The sequence below is a fragment of the Corynebacterium gottingense genome (assembly GCF_003693265.1).
GTDB classification, from domain to species: domain Bacteria; phylum Actinomycetota; class Actinomycetes; order Mycobacteriales; family Mycobacteriaceae; genus Corynebacterium; species Corynebacterium gottingense.
This window is the reverse complement of the sequence record NZ_RDRE01000003.1, coordinates 154896-172748: the sequence shown is the minus strand read 5'-3', so window position 1 is coordinate 172748 and position 17853 is coordinate 154896. Positions and strand designations below refer to the sequence as shown.

Annotated in this window: 18 protein-coding genes; 5 read left to right on the top strand and 13 right to left on the bottom strand. The window is 66.4% G+C overall.

Annotation, left to right across the window (positions count from 1 at the left end; genetic code table 11):
• Nucleotides 1-40: 40 nt before the first annotated feature.
• A complete protein-coding gene (locus EAW56_RS03420) occupies nt 41-1117 on the top strand; it encodes an HNH endonuclease signature motif containing protein (RefSeq protein WP_167457382.1) in 1077 nt (358 codons plus the stop codon).
• 7 nt (nt 1118-1124) lie between these two features.
• On the opposite strand, the gene gndA is transcribed toward EAW56_RS03420, so the two are convergent.
• Complete coding sequence (gene gndA, locus EAW56_RS03415; RefSeq protein WP_122085053.1) at nt 1125-2594, bottom strand: NADP-dependent phosphogluconate dehydrogenase; 1470 nt, start codon at nt 2592-2594, stop codon at nt 1125-1127.
• 47 nt (nt 2595-2641) lie between these two features.
• Here gndA and EAW56_RS03410 point away from each other — a divergent pair, with 47 nt between their 5' ends.
• Nucleotides 2642-3094 carry a PaaI family thioesterase gene (locus EAW56_RS03410; protein ID WP_122085050.1) on the top strand — a complete coding sequence of 151 codons (453 nt, stop codon included), beginning with the start codon at nt 2642-2644 and terminating at the stop codon, nt 3092-3094.
• A gap of 3 nt (nt 3095-3097) precedes the next feature.
• On the opposite strand, the gene EAW56_RS03405 is transcribed toward EAW56_RS03410, so the two are convergent.
• From EAW56_RS03405 to EAW56_RS03385, 5 genes are all read right to left on the bottom strand, one after another.
• Nucleotides 3098-4171 carry a magnesium and cobalt transport protein CorA gene (locus tag EAW56_RS03405; RefSeq protein WP_095276664.1) on the bottom strand — a complete coding sequence of 358 codons (1074 nt, stop codon included), beginning with the start codon at nt 4169-4171 and terminating at the stop codon, nt 3098-3100.
• A 160-nt stretch (nt 4172-4331) separates the two neighbouring features.
• Nucleotides 4332-5207 (bottom strand): pyruvate formate-lyase-activating protein, encoded by an 876-nt coding sequence (pflA, locus tag EAW56_RS03400; protein ID WP_095536129.1) that lies wholly within the window; start codon nt 5205-5207, stop codon nt 4332-4334.
• A gap of 94 nt (nt 5208-5301) precedes the next feature.
• On the bottom strand, nt 5302-5553 hold the full coding sequence (gene grcA2, locus EAW56_RS03395) for an autonomous glycyl radical cofactor GrcA2 (protein WP_095276659.1): 252 nt from the start codon (nt 5551-5553) through the stop codon (nt 5302-5304).
• Between the two features lie 92 nt (nt 5554-5645).
• Nucleotides 5646-7757 (bottom strand): formate C-acetyltransferase, encoded by a 2112-nt coding sequence (gene pflB, locus EAW56_RS03390; RefSeq protein ID WP_095536130.1) that lies wholly within the window; start codon nt 7755-7757, stop codon nt 5646-5648.
• 302 nt (nt 7758-8059) lie between these two features.
• The gene (locus tag EAW56_RS03385; protein WP_095536131.1) at nt 8060-9460 is read right to left on the bottom strand and encodes an NAD(P)/FAD-dependent oxidoreductase; all 1401 of its coding nucleotides are present in this window, start codon (nt 9458-9460) and stop codon (nt 8060-8062) included.
• A gap of 141 nt (nt 9461-9601) precedes the next feature.
• Here EAW56_RS03385 and EAW56_RS03380 point away from each other — a divergent pair, with 141 nt between their 5' ends.
• Nucleotides 9602-10900, top strand: coding sequence for an SAM-dependent methyltransferase (locus tag EAW56_RS03380; RefSeq protein ID WP_244213338.1), 1299 nt, complete (start codon nt 9602-9604; stop codon nt 10898-10900).
• Nucleotides 10901-11012: 112 nt separating this feature from the next.
• On the opposite strand, the gene EAW56_RS03375 is transcribed toward EAW56_RS03380, so the two are convergent.
• Both EAW56_RS03375 and EAW56_RS03370 read right to left on the bottom strand, forming a co-directional pair.
• The gene (locus EAW56_RS03375) at nt 11013-11747 is read right to left on the bottom strand and encodes a YceI family protein (RefSeq protein WP_095548205.1); all 735 of its coding nucleotides are present in this window, start codon (nt 11745-11747) and stop codon (nt 11013-11015) included.
• A 5-nt stretch (nt 11748-11752) separates the two neighbouring features.
• Nucleotides 11753-12088 carry a hypothetical protein gene (locus EAW56_RS03370; RefSeq protein ID WP_165765468.1) on the bottom strand — a complete coding sequence of 112 codons (336 nt, stop codon included), beginning with the start codon at nt 12086-12088 and terminating at the stop codon, nt 11753-11755.
• 134 nt (nt 12089-12222) lie between these two features.
• Here EAW56_RS03370 and EAW56_RS03365 point away from each other — a divergent pair, with 134 nt between their 5' ends.
• Nucleotides 12223-12594, top strand: a complete 372-nt coding sequence (locus tag EAW56_RS03365) for an RNA polymerase-binding protein RbpA (RefSeq protein WP_095276641.1) — start codon at nt 12223-12225, stop codon at nt 12592-12594.
• 67 nt (nt 12595-12661) lie between these two features.
• Here EAW56_RS03365 and EAW56_RS03360 read toward each other — a convergent pair whose 3' ends face one another.
• From EAW56_RS03360 to EAW56_RS12980, 4 genes are all read right to left on the bottom strand, one after another.
• Nucleotides 12662-13648, bottom strand: a complete 987-nt coding sequence (locus EAW56_RS03360; RefSeq protein ID WP_122085048.1) for a polyprenol monophosphomannose synthase — start codon at nt 13646-13648, stop codon at nt 12662-12664.
• A gap of 95 nt (nt 13649-13743) precedes the next feature.
• Nucleotides 13744-15276, bottom strand: a complete 1533-nt coding sequence (lnt, locus tag EAW56_RS03355; protein ID WP_208636480.1) for an apolipoprotein N-acyltransferase — start codon at nt 15274-15276, stop codon at nt 13744-13746.
• On the bottom strand, nt 15277-15861 hold the full coding sequence (locus tag EAW56_RS03350) for an FxsA family protein (RefSeq protein ID WP_122085045.1): 585 nt from the start codon (nt 15859-15861) through the stop codon (nt 15277-15279).
• 9 nt (nt 15862-15870) lie between these two features.
• Nucleotides 15871-16626, bottom strand: coding sequence for a lipase family protein (locus EAW56_RS12980; RefSeq protein WP_244213337.1), 756 nt, complete (start codon nt 16624-16626; stop codon nt 15871-15873).
• 55 nt (nt 16627-16681) lie between these two features.
• Here EAW56_RS12980 and EAW56_RS12975 point away from each other — a divergent pair, with 55 nt between their 5' ends.
• Entirely contained in the window at nt 16682-16879 is a 198-nt protein-coding gene (locus tag EAW56_RS12975) for a hypothetical protein (RefSeq protein ID WP_244213336.1), read from the top strand.
• A 197-nt stretch (nt 16880-17076) separates the two neighbouring features.
• Here the strand turns inward: EAW56_RS12975 and EAW56_RS03340 are convergent, their stop codons facing one another.
• Complete coding sequence (locus EAW56_RS03340; protein ID WP_095536136.1) at nt 17077-17853, bottom strand: SDR family oxidoreductase; 777 nt, start codon at nt 17851-17853, stop codon at nt 17077-17079.

Here is a 17853-nt window from a genome sequence, read left to right as displayed (position 1 = left end):
ACGCTGGTCAGCGCGTTGTGGTGCGGCTATGCTCTGGGGCATGACGCTTATCGACGCCCTCATCCACCACGACCGCAACGGCATTGCCATCATCGCCGATGCGGCGGAGTCGAGCGTCGACGCGCTGGTCGACCGCGGGATGGAGCGCGATCGCGCTGAACAACTGATGGGCGCGGCCGAGGTCTACTTCGGGCAGGTGCGCAACCGCCGGGCGCAGGACGCGTGCGTCGCGGCGGCGCGCGAAAATCAGCACCGGTTGGAGACGCTGGCGTTTATTGCGCGGTCGTCGAGAAGCTTGGAGACAGACGCGGACCGGTGGAAATACCGCACCACGTTGTGCGAAACGCGCGGCGACCTCCGCGCGATCACACGGCGGGCCAGGGCGTTGAAGAAGGAACTGCAGCCGGCGCGGCCGCGGGAGCCGAAGGCGAGCGTCACGTTCCACGACCAGGGCTGGTCCACCATGCACCTCACCGCGCGCACCAGCGACGTGCTGCCGCTGTTTGAGGCGGCGAAGGGCGACCCGGCGGGCTGGGCGAAGGGCGGAGGCGCGACCGCGGCCCCCGCGGCGGCGTTGACCACGGTGCTCAACATGGACATCGGCGACTTTGCGCAGTGGCGCAAGCACCCCGAGCGCACCGAAGAGATCGAGGTGCAGCTCACCAACGGCGAATGGCTCACCGGCGCGGAGCTGATCAACCGGAAGCTGCGGGAGTCTGGGTACATCGCGTTGATCTCGCCAACCGACGGGCCGATCAACCTCTACGGCACCACGCTGCGCCACGCGTCCCGCGAGATGCGCCTCCTCATGAGCGCGGATGCGCCCACCTGCGCGTGGAAAGACTGCAACCAGCCCGCGGACTTCTCGGAGGCGCACCACATCCACGAGTGGTCGAAAGGCGGGACGACGACGATTGACAATCTCTGCTGGTTGTGCACGTACCACAATCGGCAAAACGGCCGCCCGCACCGCGGCCGGATGGAGCGCGTCGACGGGCAGATCGTATGGAAAAGCCCCGGAGGCTACGTCACGCCCCGGGGCAGAAACCACGGCGATCCGTGGGTGCGCGCAAAACGGTTGGCCACCACAGCGGCGACCGGCCCGCCCGATAAGTAGGTTTTGCTTACGCGTCGATCTCTTCGCGGCTTCCCGACCACGTGGTGTGGTAGGTGCCGTCCATGTCGACGCGCTTGTAGGTGTGCGCGCCGAAGAAGTCGCGCTGGCCCTGGATCAGCGCTGCCGGGAGGCGGTTCGAGCGCAGCGAGTCGTAGTACGACAGCGACGACGCGAAGACCGGGACCGGCAGACCGAGTTGGGTGGCGGTGATGACGACGCGGCGCCAGGCGTCGATAAGCCCGCCCTCGAGCTCCTGCTTGAAGTACGGGTCGAGCAGCAGGGAGGGCAGCTTGGGGTCGTTCTCGTAGGCCTCGGTGATGCGGTTGAGGAACTTCGCGCGGATGATGCAGCCGCCGCGCCAGATGCGCGCGAGCGCGCCCGGCTCGAGATCCCAGCCGTACTCCTGCGAACCGGCGTTGATCTCGTCGAAACCCTGCGCGTACGCGACGAGCTTGGAGGCGTAGAGCGCGCGGCGCACGTCCTCGACGAAGGCGTCCTTGTCCACGCCGAGGTCATCGAGCGTGGTCACCTCGCCCGCGGGCAGCCCGATGCGCTGGGCAGCCTCGCGCTGGGCGATTGCCGACGACAACGCGCGCGCAAACACCGCCTCGCCGATCCCCGTGACCGGCACACCGAGGTCGAGCGCCTCCTTGACGGTCCAGCGGCCGGTGCCCTTTTGGCCGGCGGCGTCCAGGATGACGTCGATGAACGGCTTGCCCGTCTTCGCGTCGGTCTGACGCAGCACCTCGGCGGTGATCTCGATGAGGTAGGAGTCCAGGTCGCCCTCGTTCCAGGTGCTGAAGATGTCCGCGAGCTCGGCGGGCGTGAGGCCGGCGCCGTAGCGCAGGAGATGGTAGGCCTCGCCGATCACCTGCATGTCGGCGTACTCGATGCCGTTGTGGACCATCTTGACAAAGTGGCCGGCGCCGTCGGGGCCGATGTGGGTGACGCACGGGGTGCCGTCGACCTTCGCGGAAATGTCCTCGAGCAGGGGACCGAGCGTCTCCCAGGATTCCTTCGGGCCGCCGGGCATAATCGACGGGCCGCGCAGCGCTCCCTCTTCGCCACCGGAGATGCCGGCGCCGACGAAGTGGCGGCCGCGCGCGGCGACCTCCTTCTCGCGGCGGATCGTGTCGGTGAACAGAGAGTTGCCGCCGTCGATGATGATGTCGCCGTCGTCCATCGCGGATGCGAGCTGGTCGATCACCGCATCGGTCGCGGCGCCAGCCTGGACCATGATGATGGCCTTGCGCGGGCGCTCGAGGGAAGCCACGAAATCTTCGATGGTCTCCGAGGGGACGAAATTCCCTTCGGCGCCGTGCTCAGCCATGACGGCGCGCGTCTTTTCCGGCGAGCGGTTATAGATGGCCACCGTGTGGCCCTTGGAGGCGAAGTTGCGGGCGAGGTTGGAGCCCATGACGGCCATGCCAACGACGCCGATCTGGGCGAGTCCGGTAGCGGGGGATGCATCAGTCATGCGCTCGATTCTACGCGCCGCGTTCGGGCGGGCGGTAGAGTGTGCACATGGAGACGCACGATTACCGCAGCCGCTTTGCCAGAGAGCCGCTGGTCGAGCCGCTGAGCGCGGACGAGCTGCGCGACCTCAACGCGCACGACATCGGGTTCGGCCCGCACATCGGGATCGTCATCACCGCGTGTTCGGCGGAGCGCACCGAGGGCTACGTCGAAGTGGGGCCGCAGCACTTGCAGCTCACGGGTGTGGTGAATGGGGGCGTGTATGCGTCGATAGGCGAAACGATCGGCTCGATGGCGGCGATCGCGGCGGCGGGCCGCCCGGCGCTAGGGATGAGTAACTACACCGACCTGCTGGGCGGCGTTTCCGGCGGGCGGATCGAAGCGGTCGCGCGCCCGGTGCACACCGGCAAGCGCACGCACCTGTGGCGCGTGGAGCAGCGAAACGGCGACAAGCTGGTTGCGGTGACGAACCTTAAGCTCATGCTTGTCGACGCCACGTAACACCTACAGCCAGTTATTTCGCCTAAACCACCAGTACATGATGGCCATCGACGCAAACATGACGATGAGCACGACCGGATAGCCGTACGCCCAGCTCAGCTCGGGCATGTTCTCAAAGTTCATGCCGTAGATGCCGGCGATCATGGTCGGGGCGGCGGCCATACCGACGACGGCGGAGATGGTGCGCATGTCGCTGTTTTGCTGCATGCTGACTTTGGCCACGGAGGCGTCGAGAAGCGACGAGAGGCGCTCGTCGAAGCCGAAGAGGTGGTCGCTGGCGATGGTCGCGTTGTCGACGACGTCGCGGAAGTACGAGCGCAGCGTTTTGCGGAGCAAGTCCTTGTGGCTGACCAGGCTGTTTTTCAGCGCCGGCGCGAGCGGGTCAATAGCGTGCCGCATCTCCAAAACCTCACGCTTGTACATGTAGATCTTGTCGATGTTGATGTCGCGCCGCGGAGTGAACACCTCGTTTTCCAGGTCGTCGACGTCGATGCTCAGCGCCTGGGCGACGCGCAGGTGGTTGTCCACCGCGTAGTCGGAGACCTTCCACGCCACGGCCGCGGGGCCGAGGATGGCAAGCTCCTCGTCCTCCTCCAGCTGGCCGGTCAGGTCGGGGAGGGGCGCGTTGTGGCGGATCGTGATGGCGAAGTTGGGGCCGACCACGATCTGCACCTCGCCGGTGGAAATGATCTCGCGGGCGTCGGAGACCTCTTCGTCGTCGCGGTAGTAGACGGTGCGGATGACCAGGAAGAGCTGGTCGTCGTAGCGCTCCACTTTAGGGCGCTGGTGGGCGTCGATGACGTCGTCGACGATGAGGTCGTGCAGGTCGAAGAGCTCCGCGATGCGCTCCATCTGCGTCGTCGTGGGCTCCTTGAGCGACAGCCACACGAAGGCGTTGTCATGCTGGTTGACGCGCTCGAGCGCCTGCGCCACACGCGCGTTGCCGGGCTGGCGCTTGCCGTCGACGAAGATGCGGCAGAAATCAATCGAGCGTTCTATCGGCACCGGGACGTGTTGAGCAACTGGTGCGAAGTTCTTCTTCGGCCGTTGACGGGGAAGTGGAATCCGAGGCGGCATAGCAGCCTCCCTTCGTGTGACGAACCGGCCGGGCCGGTTGCAACGGGCAGATCGTGGCTTGGCCGAAGCGAAGCCCTTAAAAAATACTACGCCCTCCGCGCGAGCGCGAACTCGCGACGGAGGGGAAGACGTGGCGTCGATAAGCGACGAGCCCGGGGCGCTAGTGAACCTCGAGGCCGCGCGAGCGGAAGATGTCGCGGATGTGCTCGACGTGCTCGGGCGACGGCGGAGTGACGTCGTCGAGCTCGTACGGCATACCGATCTTCTTCCACTTGTCGGCGCCCATGTTGTGGAAGGGGAGGACCTCGACGCGCTCGACGTTGTTGGTCCAGCGGGCGACGATGTCGGCGACGTTGTTCACGTTCTCCTCGGAGTCCGTGTAGCCGGGCACGACGACGAAGCGGATCCAGACGCGCTTGCCCTTCTCACTGAGGCGGTCGCCGAAGTCGATGGTGGGCTGCAGCTGGCGCTTGGTCACGCGCTGGTACGTCTCTTCGTCGCCGGACTTCACGTCGAGGAGGAACAGGTCGATGTTATCCAGGTCCTCGTCGCGCAGACGCGCGCCCAGGTAGCCGGAGGTGTCGATCGTGGTGTGGATGCCCGCGGAGTGCACCATCTTCAGCAGGCGGCGCGTGAACGCGATCTGGAACAGCGGCTCGCCGCCGGAGAGGGTGAGGCCGCCTCCGGTGGCGTCGAAGATGCGCTTGTAGCGCTTCACGCGGTTCGCCACAGACTCGACGGATTCGAGGGTGCCTTCCTTCATCTCCATCGTGTCAGGGTTGTGGCAGTACAGGCAGCGCAGGGGGCAGCCGGACAGGAAGATGGTCATGCGGGTGCCGGGGCCGTCGACGGCGGTGACGAGCTCCCACGAGTGGACGAGCCCGATGCCGCCGGTGCGGCGCGCCTCGAGCAGCTCGGGTCGGGTGATTTCCATGTCGGCATCGGCGGTGCCGCCAAGGCCCGCGGCGACGCCTCTGATGCGTTCGCCCTGCTGGGGTTCGAGTGTGACTACGCCGGTTGTGCCATCTTGCGCCATGGCTGGCCTCCTGTGCTGTGTGCTTATCGACGCGCCCCACCGCCCACCCCGAAGGGCGAGTCAGTGGGGCGCTACGTCCTGGTTATGCCGCTGGTTATGCGCCGCGGTGGAAGGTGCGCGAGATCACGTCGCGCTGCTGCTCCTTGGTGAGCTTGACAAAGTTCACCGCGTAGCCGGAGACGCGAACCGTGAGGTTCGGGTAGTTCTCCGGGTGCTCCATTGCGTCCTCGAGGGTGTTCTGGTCCAGCACGTTGATGTTGGCGTGGTACAGACCGGAGTTCATGTTGTTGGCCTCGCGGGAGGACTTCATGGAAGCCATACGGTCTTCGAAGGTGTGGATAGACATTGTGGTGTGCTCCTTTTCGGGGAAGTGGTGATTAGTGGAGTATTGAGTTGTCCGCAACCGGCCGGCGGGTGGGCCGACCGGGCGGGCCCGGGTTATGCCGGGTGGATCTCTGCGTCCGCGTTGTCCATGATGAAGCCCGCGTCGAGGACGCCGACCAGGTTCTTGACCTGCTCGTCCTTGTTGCGACCGAGGCCGGACGGGGTGATCGTGTTGGTCAGCGAGATGCCGTCCAGCGCGTCGTTGTAGTCGAGCTTACCCACGGACAGCATGGAGGCGACCATGCCGTGGTTGTCGGCGCCGTTCTCCGGGTTTGCGCCCGGTGCGAACGGGGTGCCGGCCTTGTGCCCGGACGGGAACGAACCGGTGGCCTTGCCGTAGACCACGTTGGAAGTGATGGTCAGGACGGACTGGGTCGGGATCGCGTCGCGGTACATCGGGATCTCTTTGATCTTCTGCATCACGGTGTGGACCACGGTGGCAGCGATGTCGTCAGCGCGGTCGTCGTCGTTGCCGTAGAACGGGAACTCGCCCTCGGTCTTGTAGTCGACGACCAGGCCGGATTCGTCGCGAATCGGCGTGACCTTCGCGTACTTGATGGCGGACAGCGAGTCGGCGACGATGGACAGGCCGGCGATGCCGCAGCCCATGGTGCGAACGATGTCGGAGTCGTGCAGCGCCATCTCGACGGCCTCGTACGCGTACTTGTCGTGGCAGTAGTGGATGATGTTCAGGGCCTCGACGTAGGTGCCGACAACCCAATCCAGCATCTCCTCGTACTTCTGCCAGACCTCGTCGAAGTCCAGCGGGCCGTCGCCGGTGATCGGGGTGTGGCCCTCGGTGACCTGCTTGCCGGTGACCTCGTCGCGGCCGCCGTTGATGGCGTACAGGAGGGACTTCGCCGCGTTGACGCGGGCGCCGAAGAACTGCATCTGCTTGCCCACCGGCATCGGGGAGACGCAGCATGCGATGGCGGCGTCGTCGCCCCACTGGTCACGAATCTGCTTGTCAGACTCGTACTGGATGGAGGAGGTCTCGATGGAGATGGCGGAGCAGAACTCCTTGTAGCCCTCCGGAAGCGCCGGGTCCCAGAAGATGGTGATGTTCGGCTCCGGTGCCGGGCCCAGGTTGCGCAGAGTCTGCAGGAGGCGGAACGAGGTCTTGGTGACCTGGTGGCGGCCGTCGGAGGAGAAGCCAGCGTCGGACCAGGTTGCCCAGTACGGGTCGCCGGAGAAGATCTGGTCGTAGTCCTCGGTGCGCAGGAAGCGGACGATGCGGAGCTTGAGCACCAGGGCGTCAATAATCTCCTGTGCGTCTTCCTCGGTCAGCGTGCCGTTGGCCAGGTCGCGCTCGAAGTAGATGTCGAAGAAGGGGGAGAGGCGGCCGATGGACATTGCGGCACCGTCCTGGCTCTTCACGGAGGCGAGGTAGCCGAAGTAGGTCCACTGCACGGCCTCGTGAGCGTTGGTCGCCGGGCCGGAGATGTCGAAGCCGTAATCGGCTGCCATCATCTTCAGCTTCTTCAGCGCCTTGATCTGCTCAGCGTGCTCCTCGCGGTAGCGTGCCCAGTGCTCGGAGAAGCCCTTGTCCAGGGAAGCGTCCTTGGCGGCGAGCTTGTCCTCGATGAGCTTGTCCACGCCGTAGAGAGCGACGCGGCGGTAGTCACCGATGATGCGGCCGCGGCCGTATGCGTCGGGCAGACCGGTGACGATGTGGGAGGAGCGAGCTGCGCGGATGCGCGGGGTGTAGATGTCAAAGACAGCGTCGTTGTGGGTCTTGCGGTAGGAGGTGAAGATCTTCTTCACGTCCGGGTTGACCTCTTTGCCGGCCTCCTTGATGGCCTGCTCGACCATGCGCCAGCCACCGTTCGGCATCATCGCGCGCTTGGTCGGGACGTCGGTCTGCAGGCCGACGATCACGTTGTCGTCTTCAGAGATGTAGCCGGCGGGGAAGGCGTCGATGTCTGCCGGGGTCTCGGTGTCAACGTCGAAGACGCGACGCTCGCGCTCGACGGAGAGGTACTTCTTGTCCAGCGTGTCCCAAACGCGGAGGGTCTTTTCCGTCGGGCCGGCGAGGAACGATGCATCGCCGTCGAAGGGGGTGTAGTTGCGCTGGACGAAATCGCGAACATTGATCTCGTCGGTCCACGGGCCTTCGGCAAAGCCGTCCCATGCGGTGTTCTGCGATGCAGCAGTTGTAGCAGTCACTTTGAAAAACGATCCTTCTAGTCTCGAGGGTTTTCCACGATGGGGACGCGCTAGCACTTTCCCAGGTTCCCGTTCAACATCTGCCACCGGAAGTCGTTCCGGCCGATGATTTGAAGCGCTACCATCGTTGTGTCCCAATTATAAGGTGAGACCATTGCGAACCCGTTACTTTCAACCGTGTGACCTTGGCCACCGGGGGTGACTTACCCCCGCCGACACAGCAAAAGGCCCGGTCGTGTGGACCGGGCCTCGAATCGCGGGTGTAGGCGGGGGTACGCTACTGCACCCGACGGGGGGAGTGCTTAGTTTTCGCCGTTGGTATCGCGAACCTCTTCAAAGGTGTCCTCAGCGCCGTCAACGTTGGCGCGCAGCTTGTCCAGCGCGTTGCGGCCGTGCTGCTGCTGCAGCGTGGTGGCCAGATTGTAGCGGTTCGGGGTGAGCGCGTTGTTGGTCCAGGTGTACATGGACACCAGGCGGTTGCGCACGCCGACGAGGAAGGAGACGTGAACTGCCAGCCACATCATCCAGCCGAGGAAGCCTGCGACCTCGACCTTGCCCATCTTCACCACGGCGTTGTAGCGGGAGACGATCGCCATAGAGCCCTTGTCAAAGTACTCGAACTCGTCGCGGGCGGACGGCGCAACGTCGTGCTCGACCTGCTCCTTGATTATCCGACCGACGTACTCGCCGGACTGGATCGCCACCTGAGCAACGCCGGGGAGACGGTTGCGGTTCATCATGTCGCCGATGATGAACAGGTTGTCCTTGTCGCCCACGGTGAGGTCCGCGTTGACCGGAACCTTGCCGTTGCGCTCTGCCTCGACGCCGACCTGCTCGGCGATCTGCTTGCCCAGCGGGGACGCCTGCACGCCTGCGGACCAGATCTTGGTCGCCGCGCGCAGCGTCGTCTCCTCGCCGGAATTGGTGTCCTTGTAGGTGACGCTGCCGGCATCCACGTTGGAAACCAGGGCGTTGAGGACGACGGTGACGCCCTTGCGCTCCAGCTCACGCTGCGCCTTCTTGCCCAGGCGCTTCCCAAATGGCGGGAGGACCTGCGGCATGCCGTCGATAAGCACGATCTTTGCTTGCGACGGAACGAAGTTCTTGAACTGGCCCTTGAAGGAGCGGTGGGCCATCTCGGCTACCTGGCCAGCCAGCTCGACGCCGGTCGGGCCTGCGCCGACGATGACGAAGGTGAGCAGCTCGTTGCGCTCTTCCTCGGTCTCGGCGAGCTCTGCGCGCTCGAAGGCGGAGACGAGGCGGGCACGGATTTCGAGGGCGTTGTCCACGGTCTTCAGGCCGGGAGCGAACTCGGCGAACTGGTCGTTGCCAAAGTAGGACTGGCCGGCGCCCGCGGCGACGACGAGGGAGTCGTACGCGTAGGTGCGGGTAAACGCGCCCTCGTTGGCGGTAACGGTCTGGCCCTCAACGTTGACGTCGGTGACGTCGCCACGTACGACGCTCACGTTGTCCTGGCCCGCGAGGATCTGGCGGACCGAGGTGGCAATCTCACCGCTGGAAAGCAGGCCGGTTGCCACCTGGTAGAGCAGCGGGGCGAAGAGGTGGTAGTTCGTGCGGTTGATCAGCGTGATGTCCACGTCCGCATCCGCGAGCTCGCGGGCGGCGAACAGACCACCGAAACCAGCGCCAATAATGACGACGTGGTGGCGGTTGCCTGCGGGACGGTACGGCGCTTCTGTCATAGGTAAGACTCCTTGTGCCTAATTTAAAGACAAGTCTGGAAATTTCCCCTGCACATACTACGCCGAATTCCCTGAAGCTCCACAGGCGGGTGCCGACGTGGCATCGCCGGGATACGGCGCGCACCCGCTACCATCAGCCGAGTGACCTCCTCACACGACATGAACGCGTCCAGCGTCCCCGAGCATTTGGCAATTATCGACGCCACCGCGTGGCCAAGCGTGGCCGCAGTCCCCGGAGGGCGACTCGATAGGTGGCGGGCGGGCCGGGCAGAGGCGCGCTTTGCGGCGGCGTGCGCCAACGCCGGCATCCGCGTCGACGGGGCTGCCCCGGACGTCGTGGTGGATTACGCCGAGGTGTTCCAGCGCGTCGCCGCCAACGGGTGGGTCGGGCTGGCCGAGGGGTACTTGGCCGGGGAGTGGCGCACGCCGGACTCTGAGCGGCTCGTGCAGGTGCTGCGCAAGCTCGTCCAGTCCGGCTACGTGCCGTCTACGCTGCGCGTCGCGCCGGCGAGGTCGCACGAGAGCGGGGAAGTGCCGCCCAGCCTGATTCAGCACTACGCGGGCGACGGCGTGAGCCCGTTCCAGGGCCACTTCGCCACCGGCGTGCCGACGCGGGAGCGGGTGCGCGTGAAGTCGTACGCGCGTGGCGCGGGCCATGGCAACGAGCCTGCGCGACACTTCGTGGACGTGACCGAGATCGCCGCGCCCCAGGACGAGGGGACGACCCGCTCGGATTTGGCGGACGCGCAGGCGCGATCCGTAGCAATGCTCCTGCAGGCGGCTGGTGTGCGCGACCGGTCCCGCGTGCTGGAGTATCCGGCGTCCGGACCCGCGGTCACGCTGGCGGCCGGGGACAAGGTCGAGTGCGTGACCAATTCGCCGGAGTCCGCGGACGCGCTGCGCGAGCAGCTCACGTTCGCGGGCGTACCGGGTCAGGTCAGGGTCAAGCGGCTCGGGCGCGGGTACGACGCGGCGGTGTCGCTCGAGCACCTCGAGACGCTGAGCGACGACGACAAAGCCGAGTTTCTCACGCAGCTCGGGTCTGCGGTTGCGCCGGGTGGCAAGGTGGCGATCCAGACGATCGTGGCAGGGCCGGAGATGAATAAGGCGGCGCGGGCGGCGTTGGCGTCGTTGAGGGCGTACGTGTGGCCGGGCCTGAGCTACGTATCCACGGAGACGTTGGCGCGGATCGTGGACCGCAAGACCGGGCTGCGCATCATCGCGGAGACGCACGCGCCACAGCACCTGGCGACGTCGCTGGGGTTGCAGCGTGCGACCTTCGATTCGCACCTGCGCGACGCAGCTGCGGACGGGTTCGATCCGGTGTATCGGCGGCTGTGGGTGTGGCAGCTCGCGCTGCGCCAGGCGCTCGCGGAGCTGCGGATGATTGATCTCACGCAACTGACGCTCACGGCGCGGAACCGGCGGGGGCGGCGGTAGATGGAGGGGCGTGGTGGCGTCGAGAAGCGTGGGCCCGCGCGTTAGTTGACATAATGTACATTATCGGACAAATACGCATATATATTACGTCAAGTGACGTAATATAGGACGGCTACTGGTGCATGTTGAGGCGGATGTTGACCTCACCCTGCTCGTCAATCTTGGCCGCCACGAACTCCGGCGACTCGACGCCGTAATCCGCCCGGTTGATCGGGACATCGCCCGCGACGATCAGCGACGAGCCGGAGCGCGCGACGTCGAACTCGTGCGTCACCGTGTTTGTCTCGCCGTGGATGGTCATCTCGCCGGTGAGCTCCACCTTGGCCACGGAGCCGTCATCCGGCACCTGGGATACGTCCGCCGGCTCCGTGACGCGGAACGTCGCCTCCGGGAACTGGTCCGTGTGTAGGATCTTGCGGCGGACGTTGGAATCGCGGACGTCGCTATCGCTCGTCAGGTTGGTCATGTCGACGGTGATCTCGCCCGCAGTGAGCGTGCCGGCCTCAATGTCCGCCGAGCCGCTCACGCCCTCCGTCGAGCCCGAGGTGACCTTCTCTTGGCCCGGGAGGATCTCAAAGAACGTAAAGCCCGCCGACGAGCCGTTTGGGCCCGGGCGCGACGAGACTTCCCAGTGGCCGTCGAGAGGCGTATCGGCGGCCTTGAGGCGCGACTCATCAATGCCTTCGGTCTTCACGCCGTTTCCAAACAGCCCCCCGAGCGCGAGCGGGACGAACGCGACCGCAAGCAGAATGACCACGATGATCGACCCGGCGACGATGAGCAGCGTCCGCCTGCGCTTCAGTGCGGCCTCGTCGAAACTTTTGCCAGCTTCAGTGCCGTTGTGCATACCTGTTACCTTAACCTCTCGATGCTGTGGGACAGATTCACCATTTCGTCACATAAGTGACGTAATTCCTCCGGGGTTGCGCCCTCGCTTGCCGCGGTCTGGACGTCCTCCGCCGCGCACCGCAGCTGATATAGCTGATCGCGCAGGTCAGCAACCTTTTTCGGCGAGAGAATGACCGCGTCCGCCGGGATCTGGGTGCCGGAGAGCGAGTGCCGCTGCTCGTACGCGCGCTGCTTGCACGAGGCGCTGCAGAACTTCCTCCGGCGGCCCCTACCCTGCTGCTCGGGCATCTGCCCTCCGCACCAGGCGCACGTGGGCGCCTGCTTTCCTTCGCTAGCCACACGGCAAGCCTAATACACGCGCCGCGCCAAACCCCATCCGCGGGAACAATGCGGGCAGGTTGACCGTTATACTGTATCGACTGGGAATGCTTGCAATGGCTTGCAGTGACTCGCAATGAAGGGATTGATACAGCATGGCTGATCGTGTGCTCCGTGGAAGCCGCATGGGTGCAGTGAGCTACGAAACCGACAGGGACCACGACCTGGCCCCGCGCCAGATGGCAAAGTACCGTACCCCCGACGGGGAGGTTTTTGAGGTCCCCTTCGCTGATGATGCGGAGATCCCCGAGGAGTGGATGTGCAAGAACGGCCAGCTCGGCACCCTGATTGAGGGTGAGGGCGTGGAGTCCAAGCCGGCCAAGCCACCGCGCACCCACTGGGACATGCTGCGGGAGCGCCGCAGCATCGAGGAGCTTGACGTCCTGCTCGAGGAGCGCCTCGAGCACCTGCGCAAGCGCCGCCGCGCCGCCGCGCGACTGGCAAAGGAGCAGCAGGGCGAGAAGTAAGCCCCGAACATACGCAACGGCCCGGCACAGTGAGTCCACTGTGGTCCGGGCCGTTGGTCGTTGGTGCTTAGCGCTGCTTCTTGGTCGCCTCGTAGCGCACGAGACCGAGGCCCTCGCTGATCATCTCAGTCGCCTGGCTCACCATGTCGGTGACCTTGCCCGGCACCTTGCGCAGGGGGCTGTTGTTCAGCTCGTAGTTGCCCAGCTTCGCGCCCTCGGCGATCATGTTGACCACCTGCTCCGGCAGCTGGTCGGCCTTCGCGCCGAGGCGGGAGAGCTTCGAGTTATCAAACTCGTACTGAAGCAGCTTGCCGCCCTCCTTGGCCATCTCGCTGACCTTCCAGGACTTCTCCTTCACGCCCCACTTCGTCACCTCGACGAGGGACTGGCCGGCGAAGCTCGCGTCCAGCTTGGACTCGCCCAGCGTGCGGTCCTCAAAAGTGATGGGCACCTCGCGCACGTCGAAGCCGGCGTCGATGACCTTGTGCGCCAGGTCCACCTGGAAGATGTAGCCCTTGTTGGACAGCGCGTCCAGGTCGATGGCCTCGAGGACCTCGCGGCGGAACGCACGGTAGCCGGCGGTCATATCGGCGACGTCGTCACCGAGCGCCAGCGAGATGTACTGGTTGCCCAGCTTGGACAGCAGATAGCGCTGGCGGGGCCAGTTCTTCGCCTCGCCGCCCTCGACGTAGCGGGAGCCGATTACCAGGTCGCCGCCGCGCTCAATCGCGGCGAGCAGGCGCGGAAGCTCCTCCGGTTTGTGGGAGCCGTCCGCGTCCATCTGGCACAGCACGGCGTAGTCACGCTCCAAGCCCCAGCGGAAGCCGGCGCGGTAGGCGGCGAGCAGGCCCTCCTTGCCGGCGCGGTGCAGGACGTGGACCTCATCGTGCTTCGCCGCCAGCTCATCAGCCTTGTCGCCGGTGCCGTCCGGAGAGTTATCGTCCACGATCAGTAGGTCGACCTCCGGGTTCGCCGTCAGTACGCGCTCCGTAATCAGCGGGATGTTCTCCAGCTCGTTGTAGGTGGGGATGATCACCAGCGTTGCGTTCGCCATGGGCGATTGACTCCTTTTGCAGATACGTCTTGTTGGGTATTCGTTTCGGTTCGCGGAAGTGGGTGCGGGCCTGTGGTGGGGCCGCGTGGGCGTCGCTAAGCCATACGCTCCTTCTCCGCGGGACTCTTAGCAGCATACTCGCGCTTGGGGCGCGCCACGGCACCGAGCGCGACCGCGGCACCGCCGAGTACTAACAGCCACTCTAGCCACTGGCCGAACCGCACGGCTGGGGTGATGGAGTCCTTGAGCGGGAGCTCCTCCTGCAGGTGCGCGGCCTGGAAAATCTCGCTTTGTTGGGAGACGGAACCGTCTGGGTGCACGATCGCAGAGACCCCGGAGGTCGCGGCGACGACCACGGCGCGGTCGGTCTCGATCGCGCGCATGCGGCTCATGGCCAGCTGCTGGTAGGTCATGTCGGTGAAGCCGAAGGTCGCGTTGTTCGTCGGGGTGGCCAGCAGCTGCGCGCCGTTGCGCACCGCCATGCGGTAAGCCGGATCCTCCGCGACCTCGTAGCACGTGGCCACGCCGACGACCGTCGTTCCCATCCGGACCACGCCCGGGCCATCGCCGGGCTTGAAGTCCCCGGCCAGATCCACCATGTCGGAAAAGTTGCGGAAGAAGTCGCGCATGGGCATGTACTCGCCAAACGGCTGGAGGAAGCGCTTGTTGTGCCGCTCGCCCACCGAGCCGTCCGGGTTGATGACCACCATGGTGTTGCGCTCCCCCACCTGGTCGCGCGTGAGTGTGCCCACCAGGACGGGGACGCCGACGGCCGCAGCGGCCTCCTTGACCAGCGCGCCCGCCTCCGGGTCCGTAAACGGGTTGACGTCCGAGGCGTTCTCCGGCCAGATCACCAGGTCAAGCGGCTGTCCTTGATCCTTCGCGTCCTGCGCCAGCCGCTTGGTCTCCTCCACGTGATTGCTCAGCACCGCGCGGCGCTGCGCGTTGAAATCCAGCCCGAGCCGCGGGACGTTGCCCTGCACTGTCGCCGCGCGGGCCGTCCCAACCTCGTGGGCGGGCGTGTTGACCGCAGCCGACGCCGCCAGCCCCAAGACCAGCGGCGCCACGACCGCGACCCCGCCCGCAGCGCGTGCGCGCCCGTGGGCGACCACCAGCGCCGCCAGCCCTGCGCCGGCGAGCACCACCGCCAACGTCACGAGCGCGGGCCCGCCGAAATGCGCAAGGTTGCCAAGCGGACCGCCGATCTGCCCCCAAGCGAGCCGCACCCAGGCGAACCCACCGAACGGGAACGAGGAGCGACAGAACTCCACGGCCACGTAGACCAGTGCGAATGCGGCGAAGCCGTAGCGCCAGCGGGCAACGAGCGTGCCGAAGGCGCCGGTGGCCAGCGCGTACAGCGCCAGGAAGACGGAGAGCGCCACATACGGCATCGCGCCCACGAACTCACCGATCCACGGCAACAGCAGGAGGTAGCACACCAGCGCCTGGACGAGGCCGAGACCAGCGCCCGTCCACACCCCGGGCCGCGCGCTCCCCCACGGCGCGAGCGCGCCAAAGAGCAGCGCCATCGCGAGGACGCCCGCCCACCAGAGCCCGTGCGGTTCGTAGGACAGGTACGCCAGCGCGCCCGCCCCCGCAGCCAGCAGCAGTCGCAGCACTCCCTGCACCTACTTGTCCTTTCCGCCGTCGGGCTCTTTGCTTGTCGACGCCCCTCCGTCCCCGTCGCCACGATCACCCTCCGGACCTTCGGCGCGGAACATGGCCTCGAGCTCGTCGGCGTCAATGACGTCGTGCTCCGTGTCCTGCTCGTGCGCCTGGTGGCCGCCTGCCTGCCGGTCGGCGCCGAAGTTGCCGTAGCTGGTCTGGAACTGCGACAGCGGCGAGGTGTTGTACACGCGGACACCGAAGTTTTCCATGCTCCGGATTGTCCGCGCTCGGATGAAGCGGCGCAGGAACCCGCGGGTGGGGCCGAAGATGAGCAGGAACCCGAGCAGGGAGCTGACGAAGCCGGGAATGATGCACAGCAGCCATCCCGTCATCAACAGGGCGGAGTCCCCCGCTACCCTGCCGAGCGACGAGCGCCCCTCGGCGGCGTTGACTAGCGTGCCACGCAGCGCGAGGCTGGCGAGCGCACCACCGAGAAACATCAGCGCGAAGATGGCGAGCAGTGCCCAGCCGACGCCGATGAGCTTGGCAACGCCGAAGAACGCGAGTGCCTCAATGAGAAAGTAGGCGAAAATAAACAGCGGCATGCGGCCAGACTACCTGTCCAGCTGTCGCACGAGCCATTTGACGTCACCAGCCAGATGTTGGAAATACGGGCCATAGTGGTTGACGCCCGTCCTGCCCGGCACGCGCGGCATGCGGCGCGTCTGCAAGGGAATCTCCCACGCGTTCGCGAGCGCGGTGAGCTGCGGGTACGGGATGATGTCGTCGTGGAGCGAGCCCCAGAACCGGGTCGGGATGCGCAGCGGGCGCCTGCGTCCGAGCGCGATCGACTCGAGGTGCTCGGAGGTGCCAGGGAGGGAGTGGAGGAGCTCCGCCATGCTGAGGCCACTGCGAGTCCACCGGGTCGTGTGCGCCCAGGGGCGGCGAAGCGACGCCCCGACGGCACAGAGGTCCGAGTCCGCCAGGATCGTCGCGGCACCTTCGGGGCTGAGGTGCGGCAGGATCTCATCCGCCAGATCCGGGTGGTGCGCCATGAGTCCCGCGACGGCGTAAAGGATCACCACGGAGGGCATGGCGCCGTCGACGTGGTCGAGCATCGGCACGAGCGCGGCCGGGGGCGCGCCGACGACGGCGGCTTGCGGCTGGAGCTCCGGGGCGTACTCCGGGCGTTCGAGCCAGGCGCCCACTGCCCCGCCGCCCTGGGAGAAGCCCCACAGGCCGAGCACGGTGGTGTCGACGGAGAGGGATGAGGCGGCGCGGGTGGCGTCGATGAGCGACTGCGCGGCGGCGACATGGTCGCAGTACAGCTGCACGTTCTCCGCCGGGTTTCGGGGGTAGTCGGTGAGCACGACGTTGGCGCCCGCCGCGAGCAGCAGGTTGATCGCCGGCTGCTCGTAGGCGGCGATGAGGTCCCACGGCGCGCGGCGCGGGGCGAGGCCGACGGTGCAGGAGTACGAGGGATTGCAGCGCGGGGCGACGCCCTGCGTGGAGGGGGCGAACGCGATGGTGGGGCGCGGGCCGTGGCCCGGCCAGGGGGTGCGCGAGCGGAAGACCGCCCCGGTGGCGGTGAGGGCGCGGCCGTCCTCGTCCGCAGTAACGTAGTCGATCCCCCCAAACGTCGGCGGGGTTGAGACGCTTGGTCAGGCCTACGGCCTTGATTTCGCGGGCGTTGAGGAGGGATCCGGGAGTCATGCCCGTCACCCACGTCGGCGTGGTGTGCTCCGGCTCGGTGCGGCGGGGGTCGTGGAGGGCGTCGACAAGCAGCCCCGCGATTGTGCGGGTGAGAGGAAACATGCGTCCTACCTCGGCATATGACGCCAGATCGGGCGCGGGACGAGGCGCATGACCAGCGCGAGCGCGGCGAGGCGGCGCGGGATCCACACGGTTGTGCTGCGGCCCCGCTGGGCGGCGTCGACGACCGCATCGGCGACTTCGTCCGGAGTCACCGACATGATCGCGGGCGTCATCCCCTCCGTCATCGAGCCGATAACAAACCCGGGGCGCGCGGTGATCAAGTGCAGCGCCGAGCCGTGGAGCCGGTCCGCCAGGCCCTGGCAGAACGCGTCGAGCCCCGCCTTGGTGGAGCCGTAGACGTAGTTCGCGCGGCGGGCCCGCCAGCCGGCGATGGATGAGAACGCAAAGATGTTGCCGCGACCCATGACGTCCGCCAGCACGGTCAGCGCGCTGATTTGTGCGAGGTAGTCCACGCTGCCGATGCGGACGGCCTCGGACTCGTCGCGCTCGGCGCGCGACTGATCGCCGAGGACGCCAAACGCGACAACGGCGGTGGTGATCTCCTCCGCGGCGTGCACGGATTCCACTATCCGGCGGTGGGACTCGAGCTCCGTGGCCTCGAACCGGATGCACTCGATGCTGGCGGCGCCGGCTTCGCGCAGACGCTCCGCGATGGCGCGAGCGTCAGCGCGTTCGGGCTTGCGCATGGCCAGCACGACCCTCCGCCCGGAGCAGACGCGCAGGGCGATGGCGGTGCCAATGTCGCTGGTGCCGCCGAGCACGAGCACGGTGCCGGTGGTGGGCGGTTCGGCGGTCCTCCCGCCGCGGATGGGTCGAGACAT

Excerpts from the sequence above, each read along its gene's own strand:
- EAW56_RS03365 (WP_095276641.1), top strand. The coding sequence starts at position 12,223 with ATGGCTGATCGTGTGCTCCGTGGAAGCCGCATGGGTGCAGTGAGCTAC.
- gndA (WP_122085053.1), bottom strand. The coding sequence starts at position 2,594 with ATGACTGATGCATCCCCCGCTACCGGACTCGCCCAGATCGGCGTCGTT.
- EAW56_RS03405 (WP_095276664.1), bottom strand. The coding sequence starts at position 4,171 with ATGCCGCCTCGGATTCCACTTCCCCGTCAACGGCCGAAGAAGAACTTC.
- pflA (WP_095536129.1), bottom strand. The coding sequence starts at position 5,207 with ATGGCGCAAGATGGCACAACCGGCGTAGTCACACTCGAACCCCAGCAG.
- EAW56_RS03410 (WP_122085050.1), top strand. The coding sequence starts at position 2,642 with ATGGAGACGCACGATTACCGCAGCCGCTTTGCCAGAGAGCCGCTGGTC.
- EAW56_RS03350 (WP_122085045.1), bottom strand. The coding sequence starts at position 15,861 with ATGCCGCTGTTTATTTTCGCCTACTTTCTCATTGAGGCACTCGCGTTC.
- EAW56_RS03420 (WP_167457382.1), top strand. The coding sequence starts at position 41 with ATGACGCTTATCGACGCCCTCATCCACCACGACCGCAACGGCATTGCC.
- EAW56_RS03375 (WP_095548205.1), bottom strand. The coding sequence starts at position 11,747 with ATGCACAACGGCACTGAAGCTGGCAAAAGTTTCGACGAGGCCGCACTG.
- EAW56_RS03360 (WP_122085048.1), bottom strand. The coding sequence starts at position 13,648 with ATGGCGAACGCAACGCTGGTGATCATCCCCACCTACAACGAGCTGGAG.
- EAW56_RS12975 (WP_244213336.1), top strand. The coding sequence starts at position 16,682 with ATGAGGTCCCACGGCGCGCGGCGCGGGGCGAGGCCGACGGTGCAGGAG.
- EAW56_RS03385 (WP_095536131.1), bottom strand. The coding sequence starts at position 9,460 with ATGACAGAAGCGCCGTACCGTCCCGCAGGCAACCGCCACCACGTCGTC.
- EAW56_RS03340 (WP_095536136.1), bottom strand. The coding sequence starts at position 17,853 with ATGTCTCGACCCATCCGCGGCGGGAGGACCGCCGAACCGCCCACCACC.
- grcA2 (WP_095276659.1), bottom strand. The coding sequence starts at position 5,553 with ATGTCTATCCACACCTTCGAAGACCGTATGGCTTCCATGAAGTCCTCC.